General features: G+C 72.8%; 16 protein-coding genes. 6 read left to right on the plus strand and 10 right to left on the minus strand.

Annotated elements, in window-relative coordinates:
* Position 1: 1 nt before the first annotated feature.
* From ACFVWU_RS08845 to ACFVWU_RS08870, 6 genes are read right to left on the minus strand one after another with little or no spacing between them, the layout of a single operon-like run.
* Positions 2-988: an ABC transporter substrate-binding protein gene (locus tag ACFVWU_RS08845; protein WP_387617235.1), complete on the minus strand. Its 987-nt coding sequence runs from the start codon at positions 986-988 to the stop codon at positions 2-4.
* 47 nt (positions 989-1,035) lie between these two features.
* Positions 1,036-1,821, minus strand: coding sequence for an amino acid ABC transporter ATP-binding protein (locus ACFVWU_RS08850; RefSeq protein ID WP_387617237.1), 786 nt, complete (start codon positions 1,819-1,821; stop codon positions 1,036-1,038).
* Positions 1,818-2,795 carry an amino acid ABC transporter permease gene (locus ACFVWU_RS08855; protein WP_387617239.1) on the minus strand — a complete coding sequence of 326 codons (978 nt, stop codon included), beginning with the start codon at positions 2,793-2,795 and terminating at the stop codon, positions 1,818-1,820. Before ACFVWU_RS08855 ends, ACFVWU_RS08850 begins: the two co-directional genes overlap by 4 nt.
* Positions 2,796-2,824: 29 nt before the next feature.
* Positions 2,825-3,769 (minus strand): ABC transporter substrate-binding protein, encoded by a 945-nt coding sequence (locus ACFVWU_RS08860; protein ID WP_387617241.1) that lies wholly within the window; start codon positions 3,767-3,769, stop codon positions 2,825-2,827.
* 10 nt (positions 3,770-3,779) lie between these two features.
* Positions 3,780-4,277, minus strand: a complete 498-nt coding sequence (locus ACFVWU_RS08865) for a GNAT family N-acetyltransferase (RefSeq protein ID WP_387617243.1) — start codon at positions 4,275-4,277, stop codon at positions 3,780-3,782.
* On the minus strand, positions 4,274-5,443 hold the full coding sequence (locus tag ACFVWU_RS08870; protein WP_387617245.1) for an LLM class flavin-dependent oxidoreductase: 1,170 nt from the start codon (positions 5,441-5,443) through the stop codon (positions 4,274-4,276). The genes ACFVWU_RS08865 and ACFVWU_RS08870 overlap by 4 nt, the downstream gene beginning before the upstream one ends.
* Before the next feature lie 608 nt (positions 5,444-6,051).
* Between ACFVWU_RS08870 and ACFVWU_RS08875 the strand changes: the two genes are divergently transcribed.
* Both ACFVWU_RS08875 and ACFVWU_RS08880 read left to right on the plus strand, forming a co-directional pair.
* On the plus strand, positions 6,052-7,011 hold the full coding sequence (locus ACFVWU_RS08875; RefSeq protein WP_387617247.1) for an amino acid ABC transporter permease: 960 nt from the start codon (positions 6,052-6,054) through the stop codon (positions 7,009-7,011).
* Positions 7,008-8,933 (plus strand): FAD/NAD(P)-binding protein, encoded by a 1,926-nt coding sequence (locus ACFVWU_RS08880; RefSeq protein WP_387617249.1) that lies wholly within the window; start codon positions 7,008-7,010, stop codon positions 8,931-8,933. The genes ACFVWU_RS08875 and ACFVWU_RS08880 overlap by 4 nt, the downstream gene beginning before the upstream one ends.
* Positions 8,934-8,937: 4 nt before the next feature.
* Here the strand turns inward: ACFVWU_RS08880 and ACFVWU_RS08885 are convergent, their stop codons facing one another.
* Positions 8,938-10,833: a protein kinase gene (locus ACFVWU_RS08885; RefSeq protein WP_387617251.1), complete on the minus strand. Its 1,896-nt coding sequence runs from the start codon at positions 10,831-10,833 to the stop codon at positions 8,938-8,940.
* A 137-nt stretch (positions 10,834-10,970) separates the two neighbouring features.
* Between ACFVWU_RS08885 and ACFVWU_RS08890 the strand changes: the two genes are divergently transcribed.
* The gene (locus tag ACFVWU_RS08890; RefSeq protein WP_387617253.1) at positions 10,971-13,256 is read left to right on the plus strand and encodes an FdhF/YdeP family oxidoreductase; all 2,286 of its coding nucleotides are present in this window, start codon (positions 10,971-10,973) and stop codon (positions 13,254-13,256) included.
* A 58-nt stretch (positions 13,257-13,314) separates the two neighbouring features.
* Here the strand turns inward: ACFVWU_RS08890 and ACFVWU_RS08895 are convergent, their stop codons facing one another.
* On the minus strand, positions 13,315-14,904 hold the full coding sequence (locus ACFVWU_RS08895) for an NlpC/P60 family protein (RefSeq protein ID WP_387617255.1): 1,590 nt from the start codon (positions 14,902-14,904) through the stop codon (positions 13,315-13,317).
* A 342-nt stretch (positions 14,905-15,246) separates the two neighbouring features.
* On the opposite strand from ACFVWU_RS08895, the gene ACFVWU_RS08900 reads away from it, so the two are divergent.
* Both ACFVWU_RS08900 and ACFVWU_RS08905 read left to right on the plus strand, forming a co-directional pair.
* On the plus strand, positions 15,247-16,428 hold the full coding sequence (locus tag ACFVWU_RS08900; RefSeq protein WP_387617257.1) for an anion permease: 1,182 nt from the start codon (positions 15,247-15,249) through the stop codon (positions 16,426-16,428).
* 26 nt (positions 16,429-16,454) lie between these two features.
* Positions 16,455-16,700: a hypothetical protein gene (locus ACFVWU_RS08905; RefSeq protein ID WP_387617258.1), complete on the plus strand. Its 246-nt coding sequence runs from the start codon at positions 16,455-16,457 to the stop codon at positions 16,698-16,700.
* Positions 16,701-16,775: 75 nt separating this feature from the next.
* Here the strand turns inward: ACFVWU_RS08905 and ACFVWU_RS08910 are convergent, their stop codons facing one another.
* Both ACFVWU_RS08910 and ACFVWU_RS08915 read right to left on the minus strand, forming a co-directional pair.
* Positions 16,776-18,323 carry an MDR family MFS transporter gene (locus ACFVWU_RS08910; RefSeq protein ID WP_387617260.1) on the minus strand — a complete coding sequence of 516 codons (1,548 nt, stop codon included), beginning with the start codon at positions 18,321-18,323 and terminating at the stop codon, positions 16,776-16,778.
* Between the two features lie 128 nt (positions 18,324-18,451).
* Entirely contained in the window at positions 18,452-18,901 is a 450-nt protein-coding gene (locus tag ACFVWU_RS08915) for a MarR family winged helix-turn-helix transcriptional regulator (RefSeq protein ID WP_387617263.1), read from the minus strand.
* A gap of 112 nt (positions 18,902-19,013) precedes the next feature.
* On the opposite strand from ACFVWU_RS08915, the gene ACFVWU_RS08920 reads away from it, so the two are divergent.
* Positions 19,014-20,060: an ABC transporter permease gene (locus ACFVWU_RS08920; RefSeq protein WP_387617265.1), complete on the plus strand. Its 1,047-nt coding sequence runs from the start codon at positions 19,014-19,016 to the stop codon at positions 20,058-20,060.
* Positions 20,061-20,235: the final 175 nt, after the last annotated feature.

Genomic DNA, 20,235 nt, shown 5'->3' on the forward strand with positions numbered 1-20,235 from the left:
CTCAGGGCTTGGGCTTGGGCAGGCCGACCGGGTCGATCTCGGAGGTCTGCACCGCCTCGCCGTCCAGGCCCCAGCGCTTGAGCACCTGCCCGTACGTGCCGTTCCTGATCACCTCGTTGATCGCCCCGTTCAGCGCCTTGACCAGGCCGTTGTCCTTGTGGGTGGTCGCCGCGATCTTGCCGAGGACGTCCGCGCCGCCGCCCGAGTAGGTGCCGACCACCTCGGTCTGGCCGGTCTGCACGGCGTGGAAGGCCAGGCTGGGGTTGGGTCCGGTGTAGACGTCGATCCGGCCGGAGGAGAGCGCGAGGTAGTACTCGGTGCCGGAGAAGTACTTGATGTCGATCGGCTTGAGGCCGGCCCGGACGTTCTCCTCGCTCCAGGAGAGCAGCAGCTTCTCCTGGTTGGTGCCGGTGGCGACGCCGACCGTGCGGCCGGCCAGGTCCTTGGCGCCGGCGACCTTGAGGCCGCTGCCCTTCTTCGCCTCGAAGCCGAGCACGTCCAGCCGGTAGGTGGCGAAGTCGTACTTCTCCTTGCGCTCCTCGGTGACGGTGATGTTGGACAGGCCGACGTCGTACTTGCCGCTGTCCAGGCCGACGAAGATGTTCTCCCAGGAGACCGGGTTGAACTCGACCTTGAGGCCGAGCACGTCGCCGATCAGCGAGGCGATGTCCGGCTCGACGCCGATGATCGTCTTGTCGTCGTCGGCGTAGAAGTCCAGCGGCGGGGTGGTGCCGATGGAGTCGACGACCTTCAGGGTGCCCCGCTTTCTGATCTCCTCCGGCACCAGCGCCGCGATCGCGTCGACCTTGGCGCTGGTCACCCGGTCCTGCTTGGCCGACAGGTTCACCACGGTGCCGTTCGGCGCGGTGCTGCCCTTGGCCGGGGCGAGGTCCGCCGCGGCGCCCGTGGCCCCGCTGCCGCAGCCGGCCAGGGTGAGGGCGGCGGCGAGCGCGGCGGCGGTCACGAGGGCGCGACGGGGTAGGGACATGGCGGAACTCCTGCTCGGTGAAAGGGGGTTCGGGGGATCTACCGGGTTCACAGCACCTTGGCCAGGAAGGCCCGGGTGCGCTCGTGCCGCGGGCGGTCCAGGACCTCGGCGGGCGGGCCCTGCTCGACCACCACGCCGCCGTCCATGAAGACGACGGTGTCGGCGACCTCGCGGGCGAAGCCGATCTCATGGGTGACCACGATCATCGTGGTGCCGCTGCGGGCGAGGTCCTTGATGACGTCGAGCACCTCGCCGACCAGCTCCGGGTCGAGCGCCGACGTGGGCTCGTCGAACAGCAGCACCTTGGGCTCCAGGGCCAGCGCCCGGGCGATGGCGACGCGCTGCTGCTGCCCGCCGGACAGCTGCCGGGGGTACGCGGCGGCCTTGTCGGCCAGCCCGACCCGCTCCAGCAGCACCAGCGCCGCGGACCTGGCCTCGGCGCGGGGGCGGCCCAGCGCGGCGATCGGCGCCTCGACCAGGTTCTCCAGCACGGTCAGGTGCGGGAAGAGGTTGAAGTTCTGGAACACGAAGCCGATGCCGGTGCGCTGGCGCAGCACCTCGCGCTCCTTGAGCTCGTACAGCCGGTCGCCGGAGCGCCGGTAGCCGATCAGCTCGCCGTCGATCGCGACGTAGCCGCGCTCGAGCTTCTCCAGGTGGTTGATCGCCCGCAGCAGGGTGGACTTGCCGGAGCCGGACGGGCCGAGCACCACGGTGACCGAGCCGGCCGGGACGTCCAGGTCGACCCCGCGCAGGACCTCCAGCGGGCCGAAGCTCTTGTGCAGGCCGCGGACCTGCACCATCGGGGCGGTCGGCGGCTCGGTGAGCGTGGTCATGGACGTCCTCCGGAGGTACGGGCGGGCAGGCTCCGCGCGAAGGCCCGCAGGCGCTGCAGCGGGGTGGGCGGCGGGGTGCGCCGGGCACCCCGGGAGAAGTAGCGCTCGACGTAGTACTGGCCGATCGACAGCACGGTGGTCAGCACCACGTACCAGACGGTGGCGACCATCAGCAGCGGCACCACCCGGCCGGTCCGGCCGTAGATGACCTGGGTCTGGTAGAACAGCTCGCCGATCGCCATCACGTAGACCACCGAGGTGCCCTTGAGCAGCGAGACCACCTCGTTGGCCGCGGCCGGCAGGATGCCGCGCATGGCCTGCGGCAGCACGATCCGCCAGCCCTGCCGCCAGCGCGGGATGCCGAGCGCGGCGGCGGCCTCGCGCTGGCCGGCGTCCACCGCGACGACGCCGCCGCGGATGATCTCGGCGGCGAACGCGGCCTGGTGCAGCCCGAGTCCGAGCACCGCGGCGCCCAGCGCGCCGAGCACGCCGACCGTCTCGAACTCGCCGAAGGTCGGACCGAACGGGATGCCGAAGCCGAACCGCTTGTAGAGGTAGGAGAGGTTGAACCAGAACACCAGCTGGACGATCAGCGGGATCGAGCGGAAGACCCAGACGTAGGCCCAGGCGACGGTCCGGAGGATCGCGCTGCGGGAGAGTCGCATCGCGGCCACCACGGCGCCGAGCGCGAAGCCCAGCACGGTGCCGTAGGCGGTGAGTTCGAGGGTGCGGCCGATCGCCTGGAGGATGGTGTCGGCGGTGAAGTAGAGCCGGAAGGTGGCCCAGTCCCAGGCGGGGTTGGTGGCCAGGCCGTGGGCGAACTGGGCCAGCAGGACGAGGGCGGCGATCCCGGTCGCCCAGCGCCAGGGGTGCCGGGCGGGGACGGTCCGCAGGCCGTCCAGCTCGCCGGGGTCGAGGCCGGGCCCGGCGGTGGGTCTCGGCGGGGCCGGTGCCGCTTCGGTGCTGACGGTCATCGGGGGACTCCCTTCGACGGGCCCTGAGGTCAGGGGTGTTCGGGCGGGCTGATCTGCGACTGCGGGATGGCCGAGTCGGCGAGCCCCCACTTCTCGAGGATCCGCTGGTACGTCCCGTCCTTGATCAGCTGGTTGACCGCCGCCTGGAAGGCCGGGGTGAGCTTGGAGCCCTTCTTGAAGGCGAAGCCGACGTCCAGCCGGTGGAACTCGTTGAGGAAGCGGGTCCCGGCGGCCTCCTGCGCGGCCTGGTGGCGCAGGCCGTTGATGGTGGACATCTCGACGTCCACCCGGCCCTGCTGGAGGCTGGTCAGCAGCGCGCCGCCCTCGCTGAACGCCTTGACCTCGTACGGCTTCTTCCCGGCGTCGGCGCAGACTCCCTTCTTGCCGTTGAGCGTGGTCTCGAAGGTGGTGCCGGCGCCGGTGCCGATGGTCAGCCCGCAGAGCTGGGCCAGGTCGGTGATCGGCTGGATCGCCGTGTTGTCCTTCTTCACCGCGAAGCCCTGGCCGTCGTCGATGTAGGTGACGAAGTCGATGGTCTTCAGACGGGCGGTGGTGACCCCGAAGTTGCCGGTGCCGACGTCGAACTTGCCGCTGTCCAGGGCGGGCAGGATGGTCTCGAAGGCGGCGTCCTCGCGCCGCACGGTCAGGCCGAGCAGCTTGGCCACCGCGTCGGTGAAGTCCACGTCCACCCCGACCGGCTTCTTGCCGGCCTGGTCGGCGTAGAAGGCACTGGGCGGGGCGCCGAAGGAGGAGCCGAACTTCAGCACACCGGAGGAGCGCACCTCCTCGGGCAGCAGGGCTGCGGCGGCCTCGGACCTGGCCAGGCCGGAGACGACGTCCTCGGTGGCGGCGGCGGACCCGCTCGCCCCCGCCCCGCCCGCGATCTTCGGGTCCGAACCGCACGCGGCCAGCGCCAGGAGCGGCAGCAGGGCGGCGGCCGCGAGCAGGCGGCGGGAGGCGGTGGTGGTTCTCACGGGGGGCCTTTCAGTGGGTCGGGAGCAGGACCGGCAGGGGCTTCTCGAAGGGGAGCGGGCCGATGGTCACCGGGTCGGCGGTGACGTCGAACAGCGGGGTGTAGCCGGCGGCCAGGTAGAGGCCCTTGGCCTCGGGCTGACGCGGGCCGGTGGTGAGGTACAGCCGGCGGTACCCGGCGGCGGCCGCGGTGCGCTCCAGCTCGGCCAGCACCCGGCGGGCCAGGCCGCGGCGGCGGTACGCGGAGTGGGTCCACATCCGCTTCAGCTCGGCGGTGTGCTCGTCGTACCGCTTGTACGCGCCGCCGGCCACCGGCTCGCCGTCCTCCAGCAGGAGCAGCAGCACGCCGTGCGGCTCGGCGAAGGCCTCACCCGGGTAGCGGGACATCTCCTGGTGCGCGTCGGGGCCGTAGCGGCTGACGTACTCGTGGGTGAGCTCGCGCAGCAGCGGCTCGACCAGCGGGTCGTCCAGGGTGACCCGCCGGAACCCGCTGCCGCGCCCGTCGCTCACGCCTGCACCGCGATCAGCTGGTCGCGCTCGTGCCGGGCCCGCGCCGCCGCCTCGGCCTTGGCGGCGTCCCGCTTGGCGACCTCCTCGCGGACGATCGGGATGACGTGGCGGCCGAAGTCGATCGCGTCGCCCAGCAGGTCGTAGCCGCGGGCGGAGAGGATGTCCACGCCCAGGTCGTAGTAGTCCAGCAGCGCCTGGGCGACCGTCTCCGGGGTGCCGACCAGCGCGTTGGAGTTGCCGGCGCCGCCGGTGGCCGCGGCGGTCGGGGTCCACAGCGCGCGGTCGTAGCGCTCGCCGGCCTCGGCGATCTCGATCAAGCGCTGGGAGCCGACGTTTTCCGGTGTCGCAGTCTCGGGCTGGTCCGTGACCGGACGGCGGCGGGGAGCGAGCTGCCCGCTCTCCCGACGGGCCCTGATCGCGGCCACCGTGCGGTGCGCCTTCTCCCAGGCCAGCTCCTCGGTCGGCGCGATGATCGGCCGGAACGCCACCTGGATCCGCGGCACGTCCGTCCGTCCGGCGGCCCTCGCCGCCTCCTTCACCCGCTCGATCTGCTCGGCGGTACGGGCCAGCGGCTCGCCCCAGAGGCAGTAGATGTCCGCCTCGGCGCCGCCGGCCGCGTAGGCCGCGTCCGAGGAGCCGCCGAAGGAGACCGCCGGGCGGGGCTGCTGCACGGGGAAGACGTCGGAGACGAAGTCGTTGAAGCGGTAGTGCGGGCCCTCGTGGTCGAAGGGCTCCCGGCTGGTCCACGCCTTCTTCACGATGCCGATGTACTCGCGGGTGCGCTCGTAGCGCTGGTCCTTGGTGAGGAAGTCGCCCTCGCGCTGCTGCTCGTGGTCGGTTCCTCCGGTGATGAAGTGGACGGTCAGCCGGCCGTCGCTGATCCGGTCCAGGGTCGCGAAGGTCTTCGCGGCGAAGGTCGGGTAGGAGACGTTCGGCCGGTGCGCGAGCAGGATCTGCAGCCGGTCGAGGTGCGAGGCGAGGAAGGCCGCGGCGGCGGCCGGCTCCGGGGAGCCGGAGCCGTACGCGAAGAGCACCCGGTCCCAGCCGTGGTCCTCGTGCGCCCGGGCCAGCCGCAGGGTGTAGTCGCGGTCGAAGGCGGCGGTGGTGCGCGGGGCGGTCTCCGAACCGTCGCCGGTGGCGGCGATGCCGAGGAATTCGACGGGCATGGCGGAACCTTTCGGGTGAGCGGAGTGCGGTGGACTGCGGGTGGGCAGGCCGGAGGCGGCCGCGGCGGGGCGGCCGTCGGGCAGGTGACGGTGAAGAGCGAAGGCGGGGAACTGCCGGAGTGCGGTGCGAAGTCGTCGGCGGCGGCGACGGCCTGACGCGTCGCCGGTCGGCGACGACGACTACCGGCCCGTGACGGGGCGAACCGAGGGAGGGCTCCCCGCCGGGAGATCAGGCCGGACGGGCGGCCCGCTGCCGGGTCAGCCGCGACACGCCGCGGACCACACCCGACCGAAGTCGATGTGGTCGCGGGTGACCAGGGGCTGCTCGGCGTACATGGCCTCAAGTTGAGCAGTCGGCCGAGCGGTACGTCAACCACCCATCATTGCCGCACTGTTGCGATCTCCTGTCGCTTTTCCGACACACTCCGACCGACCCCGACCACGCCTTGGTCACCCTTGACAGCCGTCGATCGCGCATGCGTACGATCGACGCGGAGTGCAGTGCCGTGCGCCGGCCGCGTTGAGGGACGCGGGCCGACGCCAGAGACCCGCGTACGTGACCACCGCCGTACCCCTCCCCGCCCGCACTCCGCCCAGGAGCCGCCGCCATGGCCACCCCGCAGGACGTCCTGCCCGCTCCCGCCCGCTCCGAGAGCCCCGCCCCGCCGCCGGCCCCCGAGCCCGAGGCCCGGATCGTCGCCCGCCGCAAGCCCGGCCAGTGGGCCGCCGCCGCGGTCGCGCTGCTGCTGGCCGTGATGGCGGTCAACTCGGTGATCCGCAACAAGGCCTTCCAGTGGAGCGTGGTCGCCGACTGGTTCACCGCGCGGTCCGTGCTGAGCGGCCTCACCCTGACCCTCTGGCTGACCGGCGTCACCCTCGCCCTCGGCTTCGTCCTCGGCACCGTCCTCGCCACGATGCGGATGTCCGCCAACCCGGTGCTGCGCACCCTCAGCTGGGGCTACATCTGGATCTTCCGGTCCACCCCGCCACTGGTGCAGCTGCTGTTCTTCTTCAACATCGGCGCGCTCTACCCGACCCTCGGCCTCGGCATCCCCTTCGGCCCCGAGTTCGTCACCGTGAAGACCGTCAACCTGATCGGCCCCACCCTGACCGCCGTCATCGGCCTCACCCTGCTGGAGACCGCGTACGCCGCCGAGGTGGTCCGCGGCGGCATCCTCTCCGTCGACCGCGGCCAGCTGGAGGCGGCGGCCGCGCTCGGGCTGGGCCGCTGGCGGGTGCTGCGCCGGATCGTGGTGCCGCAGGCGATGCGCTCGATCGTGCCGACCGCCGGGAACATGCTGATCGGCGCGCTCAAGGGCACCAGCATCGTCAGCGTGCTGGCCGTCTCCGACCTGCTCTACTCGGTGCAGCTGGTCTACCTGCAGTCCTACCGGGTCATCCCGATGCTGATGGTCGCCACCATCTGGTACCTGGTGGTCACCACCCTGCTCTCCATCGGGCAGTACTACGTCGAACGGCACTTCGCCAAGGGAGCCACCCGGGACGGCCTGCCGCCCACCCCGCTCCAGCGCGCCCGCGCGGCCCTCGTCAAGGTGGTGCGGGCATGACAGCGCTCGTGATCGTCGGCGCCGGACCGCGCGGCACCGGACTGCTGGAGCGGATCGCCGCCAACGCCGCCGAACTCCTGCCCGCCGAGCGGCCGTTGGACATCCACCTGGTCGACCCGCACCCGCCCGGCGCGGGCCGGATCTGGCGCCACGACCAGTCCCCGCTGCTGCGGATGAACTCGATGGCCGAGGACGTCACCATGTTCACCGACGAACGCGCCACCGTGGACGGCCCGGTCCGCCCCGGCCCCTCGCTGGCCGAATGGGCCCGGCGGCAGGACGAGTTCGCGCCCTACCGGGAGGTCGCCGACCCGTCCGTACGGGCCGAGCTGCAAGGCCTCGCGCCCACCGACTTCCCCACCCGGCGCGCCCAGAGCGCCTACCTGGACTGGGTGTTCCGCCGCGCCGTCGCCGACCTGCCGCCGCACATCACCGTCACCGTCCACCAGGACACCGCCCACCGGATCGACGGCCCGGCCGACGGCCCGCAGACCGTCCACCTCACCGACCGGACGCTCACCGCCGACCACGTCGCCCTCACCCTCGGCCACCTCGACTCCGCCCCGCACCCGCGCCACGCCGCCGACGCCGAGTTCGCCGCCCGACACCGCCGCTTCCACCTCCCGCCCGCCTACTCCGCCGACGTCGAGGCCGAGTTGGCCGGGATCGCCCCCGGCGAGCAGGTGGTGGTGCGCGGCCTCGGCCTCGCCACGGTCGACCTGATCGCACTGCTCACCGAGGGCCGCGGCGGCCGCTTCGAACCCGACGGCGACGGGCCCGGGCTGCGCTACCGCCCGTCCGGCCGCGAACCGGTGCTCCACCTCGGCTCCCGGCGCGGCGTCCCGTACCACTCCAAGACCGAGTACCGGCTCCAGGGCCCGCCCGCCCCGCTCCCCCGGTACTTCGACGCGGCCGCCGTGGACGCCCTGCTCGCCACCGACCGGCCGCTGGAACTGAGGCGCGACGTCTGGCCGTTGATGGCCAAGGAGGTCGGTTTCGGGCACTACCACGAGCTGTTCCACGCCCACCCCGAGCGCACCGCCCTGCCCTGGCCCGAGTTCCTCGCCCGGTACGACCGGCACGCCTGGCACTCCCCCGAACTCTCCGCCCTCGTCGCCGAGGCCGTCCCCGACCCGACCGACCGGATCGACTTCGAACGGCTCGACCACCCGCTGGCCGGGCTCGAACTCGGCTCCGCCGAGGAGCTCCAGACCCACCTGCGCGACCACGTCACCGCCGACGCCGACCGGCGCCGCGACCCCGCTCACAGCGCCGACCTCGGCGCCTTCCTCGCCCTGCTCTCGCTGTTCGGCCAGCTCCCCCGGGTGCTCGCCGCCGGTCGGCTCACCGCCCGTTCGGTCGCCGAGGAGGTGGACGAGTGGTTCTTCGGCTACTTCAGCTTCCTCGCCTCCGGCCCGCCCGGCTTCCGGCTGCGCCAGCTGCTCGCCCTCTCCGAGGCCGGGGTGGTGCGCTTCCTCGGCGCCGGCGTGCGGGTCGAACGGGACGAGGCCACCGGCACCTGGCGGGCCTCCGGCACCACCGTGCCCGGCCACACCGTGGCCGCCACCGCGCTGGTCGAGGGGTACCTGCCCAAGCACGCGCTGGCCCGCACCCTCGACCCGGTGCTGCGCCAACTGCACGGCGCCGGACGGGTGGTGGAGGAGGTGGTCAGCGACGAGGAGTACACCCACCGCTCCGGCCTGGTCACCATCGCCCCCGCCGACAGCCGGCTGCTCGACCCCGCCCTGGGCGGCGCCCCGCACCCCCGCCGCACCGCACTCGGCCCGCACACCAGCCTGCGCTCGGCGGCCGCCTTCGCCCGCCCGCGCACCAACGCGCCGGCCTTCCGGCAGAACGACGCCGCCGCCCGGGCGCTGCTGCGCGCGCTGGCCGCCCTGCCGGCCCCGGCGATGGCGGGCTGACGGCTCATGGCCCGAACATCTCCTCCACCAGGTCCTCGTCCGAGACGTGGTCCGGGGCCTCGAACACCAGGTCCACGAGGCCCTTCAGGCCCATCCCCCGGTCGAACGCGTCGATGCAGGCCCGGGCCTCCTGGTCGGTGGCGAAGTCCCACACCCGCAGCCGCCGGACCAGCACCAGCGCCTCGATCTGGCTCATCCTCGGCGCCTTGCGGCGGTTCGGACCGCCGAGCCCCTTGCGGCCGGTCTGGGCCAGCTGCTGCTGGTAGCGGGCCAGGTCCTGCCAGACCTGGACGGTGCTCGGGTGGTGCTCGCCCAGGCTGCGGGCGAGGTCGGGCAGCAGCGCGTGCAGCTGGACCACGGCGCTCTGCAGGTCACCCCGGTTGGCCTGGTGGACGGCGAGGTCGTGCCGGGCCTTCAGCACCCGGCTGTCCTGCGGGCCCCAGGCCGCAGTCAGGTCCGGCAGCAGCTCGTGCAGCAGCCGGATCGCGGTGACGGTCGAGCCGCTCTCGCCGATGCACCACGCCAGGTGGTAGCGGGCGCCCAGGGTGTCCGGATCGGCCGGGCCGAGCGCCGAGGCCATGTCCGCCACGACGGTGGACAGCAGCCGGATCGCGCCGTCCAGGTCCCCGGCCCGGCTGAGGTACCAGGTGAAGTCCCGCCAGGTGCCCAGCGTGTCCCGGTCGGTCGCGCCGAGCGCGGTGACGCACTCCTGGGCGATCGCCTGCAGCTGGATCGCCGACTCGCCCGCCGTCGCCGCCCGGTAGGCGGCCGAGCGGCGCTCGCGCAGCCCGGCCCGTACGGCCTCCGCGGTCGGCGGGGCGGCGACCACCGGCGGGGTGGTGAGCGGGGACAGCACCGCCGACGCGGGCGGCGGCGCGGGCGGGGCCGCCGGCGGCACGGGTGGCGCGACCGGCGGTACGGGCGGGGGCGCGGTCGGCGCGGGCGGCACCACCGGGCCCACCGGAACCGGCGTCGGCACCGGATCCGGAGCCGGAGCCGGAGCCGGAGCCGGGGTGGACCGCTCCACCACCGTCGGCACCGCCGCGACGGCCCCCGCGCCGCCGCCCTGCCACCCCGCCAGCTCCGCCAACCGCCGCTCGACCGTACGGGCGTCGGCCGGCCGGTCCGCCGGGTCCTTCGCCAGCAGCTCCGCGACCAGCCCGGCCACCTGCGGCGGCAGCCCGAACTGCGCCGGGTCCAGCGGTGCCGGCACCTCGTTGAGGTGCTGGTACATCAGCACCGGCGTCGAGTCCCCGCCGAACGGCCGTGCCCCGGTGAAGAGTTCGACCAGCACGCAGCCCAGCGCGTAGAGGTCGGCCCGCCCGTCCACCCGGCCGCCGGTCCACCGCTCGGGCGCCATGTACGCCGGGCTGCCGACGATCGTCCCGGTGGTGGTCAGTCCGCCCGCCCCCGTGTCCAGCTGGGCGATCCCGAAGTCCAGCACCTTCAGGTGCCCGGCGTCGGTGATCATGACGTTGTCCGGCTTGATGTCCCGGTGCACCATGCCGGCGTCGTGCGCCGCCGCCAGCGCACCGCTGATCTGCTGCCCCCAGCGCAGGCTGAGCGCCGGCTCGGGCACCCCCGACCGCAGCACCTCGGTCAGGGTGCGGCCGGTGAGCAGCTCCATCACCAGGAAGGTGACCTCCTGGCCGCCGAGCTCGCACTGCCCGAGGTCGTGCACCGTGACGATGTGCGGGTGCGAGAGGTTGCCGGCCGCGCAGGCCTCCCGGACGAACCGCAGCGCGGCCTTCGCCTGGTTGTCGCCGTGGTGCCCGATGACCTTGACCGCCACCGGCCGCCGCATCCGGCTGTCCTGGGCCCGCCACACCACCCCGAAACCGCCCTGCCCGAGCTTCTCCGTCAGCTCGTACCGGCCGTCGAGGACGTCACCGACTCGCACGCGCCCCTCCCCTCCCGTGATGACGCCCAGACTCTACCGACGGCCCTCCCCTTGCCACGGCGCAGGTGGAAGGATGGGCGGCCGTGAGCCCCGCGACGGTGCGGCGGTTCCTCCCAGCAGAACCCAGGAGCGCAGTCATGGCCAAGCAGGCCCCGCAGAGCGACCCGGTGCAGGACGCCCCCGAGGTGTCCGCACCCCAGCACGCGGCCGCCGGCCTGCCCGCCGTCGGCCACAGCCTGCGGATGGCCGCCGAGCAGATGGGTGCCCGCCGCACCCTCGCCACCCTGCTCAAGGTCAACCAGCCGGACGGCTTCGACTGCCCCGGCTGCGCCTGGCCCGAGCCGGACAAGACGCACACCGCCGAGTTCTGCGAGAACGGCGCCAAGGCCGTCGCCGAGGAGGCCACCGAGCGCCGGATCCGGGCCGAGTTCTTCGCCGCCCACCCGGTCGCCGAGCTCGCCGAGCGTTCCGGCTACTGGCTCGGCCAGCAGGGCCGGCTCACCCAGCCGATGCTGCTCGACGAGGGCGCCACCCACTACACCCCGGTCTCCTGGGACGACGCCTTCGCGCTGATCGCGGAGGAGCTGCGCGCCCTGGACACCCCGGACGGCGCCGCCTTCTACACCTCCGGCCGCACCAGCAACGAAGCCGCCTTCGCCTACCAGCTGTTCGCCCGCCGCCTGGGCACCAACAACCTGCCGGACTGCTCCAACATGTGCCACGAGTCGTCCGGTTCGGCGCTCACCGAGACGCTCGGCGTCGGCAAGGGCAGCGTCAGCCTCAAGGACCTCTACCAGGCCGACCTGATCATCGTGGCCGGCCAGAACCCGGGCACCAACCACCCCCGGATGCTCTCCGCCCTGGAGCGCGCCAAGCGGGCCGGCGCCACCGTCGTCAGCGTGAACCCGCTGCCGGAGGCGGGCCTGGAGCGGTTCAAGAACCCGCAGCACGCGCGCGGCCTGGTCGGCCAGGGCACCAAGCTGACCGACCTCTTCCTGCAGATCCGCCCCGGCGGGGACCTCGCGCTGTTCCGCGCGCTCAACCGGATCATCCTGGAGCAGGACGGCGTCGACCGCGCCTTCGTCGCCGAACACTGCCACGGCTACGAGGAGTTCGAGGCGCAGGCGTGCACGACCGAGCGGGCGGACGTCCTCGCCGCGACCGGCCTGCCCTGGGAGCAGATCGAGGAGCTCGGCCGACTGGTGCTGGCCTCCAAGAAGGTCATCGTCTGCTGGGCGATGGGCCTCACCCAGCACAAGCACGCCGTACCGACCATCCGCGAGGTGGTCAACTTCCTGCTGCTGCGCGGCAACGTCGGCCGCCCCGGCGCCGGGGTCTGCCCGGTGCGCGGGCACAGCAACGTCCAGGGCGACCGGACGATGGGCATCTTCGAGCGGCCGTCGACGGCCTTCCTCGACTCCCTGGGCAAGGAGTTCGGCTTCGAGCCGCCGCGTGAGCACGGCTACGACTCGGTGGACACCATCCGGGCGATGCGCGACGGCAAGGTCAGGGTGTTCTTCGCGATGGGCGGCAACTTCGTCGCGGCCACCCCGGACACCGAGGTCACCGAGGCCGCGATACGGCGCTGCCGGCTGACCGTCCACGTCTCCACCAAGCTCAACCGCTCGCACGTGGTCACCGGCGCCCGCGCCCTGATCCTGCCCACCCTCGGCCGCACCGACCGGGACGTCACCGCGCACGGCGCCCAGTTCGTCAGCGTCGAGGACTCGATGGGCCAGGTCCACGCCTCCCGCGGCGGCCTGCGCCCGCCGGCCCCCGGTCTGCTCTCCGAGACCGCGATCATCTGCCGCCTCGCCCGGGCCGTCCTCGGGCCGCAGGACACCGTGCCGTGGGAGGACTTCGGGTCCGACTACGACAGCCTGCGCGCCCGGATCGCCCGGGTCGTGCCCGGCTTCGAGGACTACAACGAGAAGGTCCGCCGCCCCGGCGGCTTCACCCTCCCGCACGGCCCGCGCGACTCCCGCACCTTCCCCACCGCGACCGGCAAGGCCAACTTCACGGTCAACCCGCTGGTCTCCCCCGAGATCCCGGCGGGCCGCCTGCTGCTGCAGACCCTGCGCTCCCACGACCAGTACAACACCACGGTCTACGGCCTCGACGACCGCTACCGCGGCATCAAGGGCGGCCGCCGCGTGGTGCTGGTGAACCCCGCCGACGCCGCCGAACTCGGCCTGGTCGAGGGCCGGTACGTCGACCTGGTCAGCGAGTGGACCGACGGCACCGAACGCCGCGCCCCCCACTTCCGCGTGGTCCACTACCCGGTGGCCCGGGCCGGCGCCGCCGCCTACTACCCCGAGACCAACGTGCTGGTCCCGCTGGACTCCACCGCCGACATCAGCAACACCCCCACCTCCAAGGCCGTCGTCATCCGCTTCGAGCCCGACTCGGGCGCGGCCGAGTAGCGACGACACGGAGGCCGCCCCACGTCACCGGACGTGGGGCGGCCTCCGTGGTACCGCGTCAGTGCAGCAGACCGCCCAGCGGCAGGGTCGCCGTGGCGCTGCCGGGGGCCGAGGCGCCGGCCGAGCCGGTGGTGCTCGGGGAGCCCGGGCCCGTCGGGGTCTGGGTGGGGGTGCCGGTCGGGGTCCCGGTGGGCGTTTGGGTCGGCGTACCGGTCGGGGTGCCCGTGGGCGTCTGCGTCGGCGTGCCCGTCGGGGTCTGGGTCGGGGTACCGCTGCCGGACGGCGTGCCCGGGTCGCTCGGGGTGCCGGAGCCGGTGGGCGTGCCCGGGCCCGACGGGGTGCCGGTGCCGGAGGGCGTCCCGCTCGGCGTCCCCGGGGTGGCCGGCTGCTGGGCCGCCGGGCCGCCCGGTGCGGGCGCGGGCGTGACCTGGTTGGCCGGGCTGGGCGCGATCGGGGTGACGGAGTCCCAGCCCTTCGGCAGGTCGGGCACCTTCCAGACGCCTCCGGCGTCGTCCGCCGCGCCGTCCGGGTCGGGCCGGACGGCGCCGAGGATCGGCATCGAGCCGATCGGGGAGACCTTGATGAACGCCCCCGGCCGCGGGGCCTGGACGATCAGCCCGCCGCCGATGTACATCGCGACGTGCGAGGCGTCCTGGAAGTAGATCACCAGGTCGCCCGGCCGCAGCTGGTTCAGCGGGACGTGCGGCAGCTGCGCCCACTGCTCCTGGCTGGTGCGCGGGATCGGCTTGCCGGCGTGCAGCCAGGCCTGCGAGGTGAGGCCGGAGCAGTCGTAGGAGTCCGGGCCGATGCCGCCCCACAGGTACGGCTTCCCCAGCTGCGCCAGCGCGAAGGCCACCGACGCGCGCCCGGCCAGCGAGGGGGTGCGCTCGCCCTTGCCGAGGGCGCCGGAGGCGAGGAAGGCGAGCTGGGCCTCGTCGGCCTTGGCCTTCTCCAGCTGCTCCAGCTCGGTGCGCTGCGCACCCGTCAGCGAGGCGACCAGCTGTTCGACCGAGGCGAGGTCGGCCGCGACCTTGGCCTTGGCGGCGTCCTGCTGGGCGACCAGCGCCTGGGAGGTCTTGAGCGCCTCCTCGGTCTGCTTCTTCAGCCCGTCGAGCGCCTCCCGGTCGGCCTTCAGCTTGTCCAGGAACTCGGACTGCGAGCGGCTGGCCGCCGCCAGCAGCTCGGCGATGGTGACCGCCTCGTACGGGTCCTTGGAGAGCAGCAGTTCGGCGTACGCGGAGGCGGCGCCGTTGCGGTACTGGGCGGCGGCGAGCTGGGCGGCGATGTCCGTCCCGGTGTCGACCTGCTTCTGCTGCCGGTCCAGCTTTCCCTGGAGGTCGGTGAGCGCGGCCTGCTGCTCGGCCACCTTGGCGACCGACACGTTGTACTGCTCGGTCGCGGCCTCGGCGCTCTGGTAGAGCCCGTGCAGCTGGTCGAGCAGCGGCCCGAGGGTGGCCTTGGCCTCGGCCAGCGGGTCCGCGCCCGGGGCCACGGCGACGCCCGTTCCCGGATCGGGCGCGGCGTAGGCGGCCTGGGTGGCCGCCGGCAGGGCGAGCGCGGCGGCCGCGAGGACGGCTCCGCAGCGCAGGGCCGCCCGCACCCAGGGGCGTACGCCCGTCGACTCCGTGCGCTGTGCAGCCCCGCCCATGGGTGATCCTCCCCGCCCGATTGCCCCTGCCCTGCCCCCGGTCCAACCGGATCCCGCCGATCCTCCCACGGGTTACTCACCGGAAACAGGGCGCACGCGGACCCGGAGGTTAATTCTCGATTTGATCTGTGAGACAGCTCTCAGCAAACAGGGGCGAACCGGGACGTTCTTCGCTAAGGTCCAGCTCAGAGCGGTCCAGGTCACCCTTCCGAAAGCTGCCGGACATCATCAGGCCACCAGCGGAACCACGATTCCCGGCTCAGTTCACCTTCCGTTTACCAAGCCGACCTACGGTCGCGACGTCACCAACGTCCGTGCGACAACTACGACGATTGTTTGGGTATGGAACACATCTCGTTCCTGGTTGCCGTTGTGATCATCACAGCGCTCGCCTTCGACTTCACCAACGGGTTCCACGACACCGCCAACGCGGCCGCCACCGCGATCGCGACCGGGGCCCTTCGTCCGAAGGTCGCGGTCACCATCGCGGCCCTGCTCAACTTCGCGGGCGCGTTCCTGTCCGTGAAGGTCGCCACCACCATCTCCGGCGGCATCGTCAACGAGAAGGCCGGCGTTCATCCCGAGATCATCTTCGCCGCCCTGGCCGGCGCGATCCTCTGGAACCTGCTGACCTGGCTGCGCGGCCTGCCGTCCAGCTCCTCGCACGCCCTGTACGGCGGCCTGATCGGCGCCACGATCGTCGGCGTCGGCATGAACGGCGTCAACTTCGACACCGTGATCACCAAGATCATCATCCCGGCGGTCGCCTCCCCCTTCGTCGCCGGTCTCGCTTCCTGGGGCGCCACCAAGCTGGCGTACGCGATCACCCGCAAGGGCAACGCCGCGGCCACCGACAAGGGCTTCAAGACCGGCCAGGTCTTCTCCTCCTCGCTGATCTCGCTCGCGCACGGCACCAACGACGCCCAGAAGACGATGGGCATCATCACCCTGACCCTGGTCTCGGTCGGCGCCCTGCCGCACGGCGCGCTGCCCCCCACCTGGGTGATCGTCTCGGCCGGCGCCGCCATCGCGCTCGGCACCTACATGGGCGGCTGGCGGATCATCCGCTCGATGGGCAAGGGCCTCGCCGACATCAAGCCGCTGCAGGGCTTCGCCTCGGAGTCGGCCGTCTCGACCGTCATCCTGACGTCCTCGCACATGGGCTTCGGCCTCTCCACCACCCAGGTCTGCACCGGCGGCATCATGGGCGCCGGCCTCGGCGGCCCGAAGCCGGAGCTGCGCTGGAGCCTGGTCCGCCGCATGGTCTACACCTGGGGCCTGACCCTGCCGGCCGCGGCCCTGGTCTCCGGCGGCGCGGCCGCGCTGGCCCGGCAGGGCACCTGGGGCGTCGCCCTGGTCGGCGCCGCGCTGGTGGCCGGTTCGGGCGCGATGTGGATGATCTCCCGCCGCCAGCCGGTCAGCGCGGACAACGTCAACGACATCGCCGAGGTCACCCCGGTCGAGGTCGCCGCCACCTCGGCGAACGCCGCCCCCACCCCCGCCTCGACCACGGTCGCGGCCTGAGCGCCGCGAGCTGAGGAGCACCCACCATGCACATCAAGTGGACCGCCCTGGCCCAGACCGCCGGCATCAGCTTCGGCGTCACCGTCGCCGTGGTCGCCGTCTTCGCCCTCGGCATCCTGGCGCTGTCCCGCCGTGAGGCCACGCTGGGCGCCCGCGAGGGCGGCCAGGCCTCCGGCGGCGCCCAGCCCGCCCTGCTGGCCGGCGCGTACGCCTGCTTCGCCGTCTGCGCGGCGGCCGTGCTCTACGGACTGGTGCTGATCGCCGCGCCGTAGTCCTTCCGGAACGCCGAACGGGCCGGGGAGTGTCGAACACTCCCCGGCCCGTTCTCGCGTATCCCCGCTCGCCGGTCAGTTCTCCTGGGTGGTCTTCAGCGCGGTCTCCCGGATGAACAGCACGGTGACGAAGGACAGCGCCGCGAACGGGGCGGCCCACAGGAAGACGGTGCCGATGCCGTGGCCGAAGGCGTCCGTCACCAGCGGGACGATCGGGGCCGGCAGCTTGGCCAGGTCCGGGATGCCGCCGCCGGCCGCCCCGTGGCCGGCCGGGATGTGCGCCGCGGCCAGGTTCGCCGCCAGGTAGTCGCCGACCTTGGTGCTCAGCAGCGCGCCGAGCGCGGAGACACCCATCGCGCCGCCCATGGTGCGGAAGAAGGTGACCACGGAGCTGGCCGCGCCGAGCTCGTGCCGGGGCACCGTGTTCTGCACCGCGAGCACCAGGTTCTGGCTGGTCAGGCCGAGGCCGACGCCGGTGATCGCCATGTAGACCGAGAGCAGCCCGTAGTTGGTGTCGGCCCTGGCGGTGCCGAGCAGGCCGAAGCCGATCGCCAGCAGCGCGGTGCCCGAGACCAGGTAGGCCTTCCACTTGCCGTACTTGGTGATCAGCCGGCCGGCCACGGCGGAGGAGACCGCCAGGCCGATGATCATCGGCAGGGTCATCAGGCCGGCCATGGTCGGGGACTTGGCCCGGGCCAGCTGGAAGTACTGGCTGAGGAAGGTGGTCGCGCCGTACATCCCGACGCCGACCAGCACGCTGGCGATCGCGGCCAGGGTGACGGTGCGGTACCTGAAGAGGTCCGGCGGGATGATCGGCTCGGCGGCGCGGCGCTCGACCACGATCGCCAGGGCGCCCAGCAGCAGGCCGCCGCCGACCATGGCCACGGTCTGCCAGGACAGCCAGGCGTAGTTCTTGCCGGCCAGCGTGATCCAGATCATCAGCAGGCTGACGGCGCCGGTGATGACCAGGGCGCCCAGGTAGTCGATCTTCGCCGGGCGCTTGACCACCGGCAGCTTCAGGGTGCGCTGCACCACCAGGATCGCGGCCAGCGCGAACGGGATGCCGACGTAGAAGCACCAGCGCCAGCCCAGCCAGGAGGTGTCCACGATGACGCCGCCGATCAGCGGGCCGCCGATGGTGGCGAGGGCGAAGACCGCGCCGAAGTAGCCGCTGTAGCGGCCGCGCTCGCGCGGCGGGACCATCGCGGCCAGGCAGATCTGGCCGAGCGCGACCACGCCGCCGGCGCCGATGCCCTGCAGGGCGCGGCAGGCGATCAGCTCACCGGTGTTCTGCGAGAGGCCGGCCAGCGCGGAGGTGGCGATGTAGATCAGCAGGGCGATCTGCAGCAGCAGCTTCTTGCTGGCGAGGTCGGAGAGCTTGCCCCAGATCGGGGTGGAGGCGGTCAGGGTGAGCAGGGCCGCGGTGATCACCCAGGTGTAGGCGGACTGGCCGCCGTGCAGGTCGGTGAGGATGTGCGGCAGGGCGTTGGAGACGACGGTCGACGAGAGCACGGCCACGAACAGGCCGAGCAGCAGGCCGGACAGTGCCTCCATCACCTGCCGGTGGGTCATCGGTCGGTCGTCGACGGCGGCTCCGGCTGCCGCCTCGGCTGTGACGGTCATCTGAGTCCTTCGCTGGGAGCGGTGGGGATGCGCGGGCAGGAAAATTCGTTGCCTTAAGCAACCATAGGTCGGATGGTTGACTAAGGCAACTTTCTTCAAGCCGAAGCAAAGCCCCGGGCAGGGCCCCATCACTGCGCGGGCGGCTCCCCCAGCACGTCGTTGAAGCGGTGCAGCAGCTCGGCGAAACGGGCCACGTCCTCCTGTGACCAGCCGCCCATCACCTCGCGCACCCGCCGCATCCGCACGCCGTACGCGGCCAGGTAGCGCTTGCGGCCGTCCTCGGTCAGCGAGACCAGCGCGGCCCGGCGGTCCTGCGGATCCACCTCCCGGGCGACCAGGCCGAGCTCCTCCAGCGCGCGGATCTGCCGGCTCACCGTGGCCTTGCCGACCGCGAAGTGCACGCCGACGTCCGTCACCCGCACCCGCCCGGCCTGCTCGATGTAGGCGAGCATGCTGTAGCCCAGGCCCTCCAGCTCGGGGTGCACCCGGCGTGAGAGTTCCGCCACTCTGGCGCGGCCCCGCCGGAACATCAGCCCGACCTCGCGCTCCACCGCCACCAGGGCTTCCTCGTCCGTCACGGCGCCAGTATCGCCCAGCCGCGGTGGCCGGAAAGCAGTGCGGGAGTTGAGACGAGCCAACTAGTTCATGGTATTAAGTATCCGATTTCTTCCGATACGCAAGGAGATGTGGATGGCCGCCCCGGGGCAGGGTTTCGTCGCGGAACTGAAGGGCGCGGTCACACCGCGTGCGGCACTGCTCGTGATCGGCGTGCTGCTGCTGCAGCTCGGCTTCATCACCTCGTACGTAGGGGCGCTGCACCACCCGACCCCGCACAGGCTGTCGATCGCGGTGGTCGCCCCGCCGCAGGTCACGCCCAAGCTGGTGGCGGCCCTGGAGTCGGTGCCGGCCGAGGCCGTCAAGCCCGTCACCGCGCCGGACGCCGAGACGGCGACCCAGCAGATCAAGGACCAGAAGATCTACGCCGCGCTGGTCGTGAACCCGACCGGCACCGAGGACACCCTGCTGGTCGGCGGCGCCCGCGGCACCTCCGCCGCCAAGGCCGCCGAGACCGTCACCACCGCGCTGGACAAGACCCAGGGCCGTACGGTCAAGGTCGAGGACGTCGTGCCGCTGGCCAAGGGCGACACCAACGGCCTCTCCGCCTTCTACCTGGTCATCGGCTGGTGCGTCGGCGGCTACCTGGTCGCCTCGATCCTCGGCATCAGCGCCGGCTCCAAGCCGGCCAACGTCCACCGCCTGCTGATCCGCCTCGGCGTCCTGGCGCTGTACTCGGTCGGCGCCGGCCTCGGCGGCACGATCATCGCCGGGCCGGTCCTGGACGCGCTGCCCGGCTCGATCCCGGCCCTGACCGGCATCGGCGCCCTGGTGGTGTTCACGGTCGGCGCGTTCACCATGGCGCTGCAGTGCCTGTTCGACGTCATCGGCATCGGCATCGCGGTGCTGGTCTTCGTCGTGCTGGGCAACCCGAGCGCCGGCGGTGTCTACCCGGCCCCGATGATGCCGCCCTTCTGGCGGGCGATCGGCTCGCTGATCCCCAACGGCGCCGGCACCGGCGCCACCAAGTCCATCGCCTACTTCGGCTCCACCAACCTGGGGATGCCGATCCTGGTCCTGGTGGTCTGGGCGCTGGTCGGCATCGGCGTCGCCTACCTGGCCGTGCTGCGCGGCCCGCGCTCCGGCGGCCGCGAGATCGTCGCCGAGCCCGCGCAGGCCTGAGCCCCCGGCCTCGAAGCACCGCTGACCTCGGGCCTGTCCGGCGCGTCTTCGCCGGGCAGGCCCGAGCCCCCGGCCGCTGTCTTGGGTTCTAACGGTCGTCGCAACACCCGAGCTCAAGGTGTGCGATGGAGTTCGAGATCCGTAGGGACCGGAAGCCGCAGGGGCCCAGGAAGCT

The sequence above is a fragment of the Kitasatospora sp. NPDC058190 genome (genome assembly GCF_042883685.1).
GTDB lineage: Bacteria > Actinomycetota > Actinomycetes > Streptomycetales > Streptomycetaceae > Kitasatospora.

Coding starts and splice junctions, on each gene's coding strand:
- ACFVWU_RS08845 (WP_387617235.1), bottom strand. CDS start 988: ATGTCCCTACCCCGTCGCGCCCTCGTGACCGCCGCCGCGCTCGCCGCC.
- ACFVWU_RS08850 (WP_387617237.1), bottom strand. CDS start 1,821: ATGACCACGCTCACCGAGCCGCCGACCGCCCCGATGGTGCAGGTCCGC.
- ACFVWU_RS08855 (WP_387617239.1), bottom strand. CDS start 2,795: ATGACCGTCAGCACCGAAGCGGCACCGGCCCCGCCGAGACCCACCGCC.
- ACFVWU_RS08870 (WP_387617245.1), bottom strand. CDS start 5,443: ATGCCCGTCGAATTCCTCGGCATCGCCGCCACCGGCGACGGTTCGGAG.
- ACFVWU_RS08875 (WP_387617247.1), top strand. CDS start 6,052: ATGGCCACCCCGCAGGACGTCCTGCCCGCTCCCGCCCGCTCCGAGAGC.
- ACFVWU_RS08880 (WP_387617249.1), top strand. CDS start 7,008: ATGACAGCGCTCGTGATCGTCGGCGCCGGACCGCGCGGCACCGGACTG.
- ACFVWU_RS08890 (WP_387617253.1), top strand. CDS start 10,971: ATGGCCAAGCAGGCCCCGCAGAGCGACCCGGTGCAGGACGCCCCCGAG.
- ACFVWU_RS08895 (WP_387617255.1), bottom strand. CDS start 14,904: ATGGGCGGGGCTGCACAGCGCACGGAGTCGACGGGCGTACGCCCCTGG.
- ACFVWU_RS08900 (WP_387617257.1), top strand. CDS start 15,247: ATGGAACACATCTCGTTCCTGGTTGCCGTTGTGATCATCACAGCGCTC.
- ACFVWU_RS08905 (WP_387617258.1), top strand. CDS start 16,455: ATGCACATCAAGTGGACCGCCCTGGCCCAGACCGCCGGCATCAGCTTC.
- ACFVWU_RS08910 (WP_387617260.1), bottom strand. CDS start 18,323: ATGACCGTCACAGCCGAGGCGGCAGCCGGAGCCGCCGTCGACGACCGA.
- ACFVWU_RS08920 (WP_387617265.1), top strand. CDS start 19,014: ATGGCCGCCCCGGGGCAGGGTTTCGTCGCGGAACTGAAGGGCGCGGTC.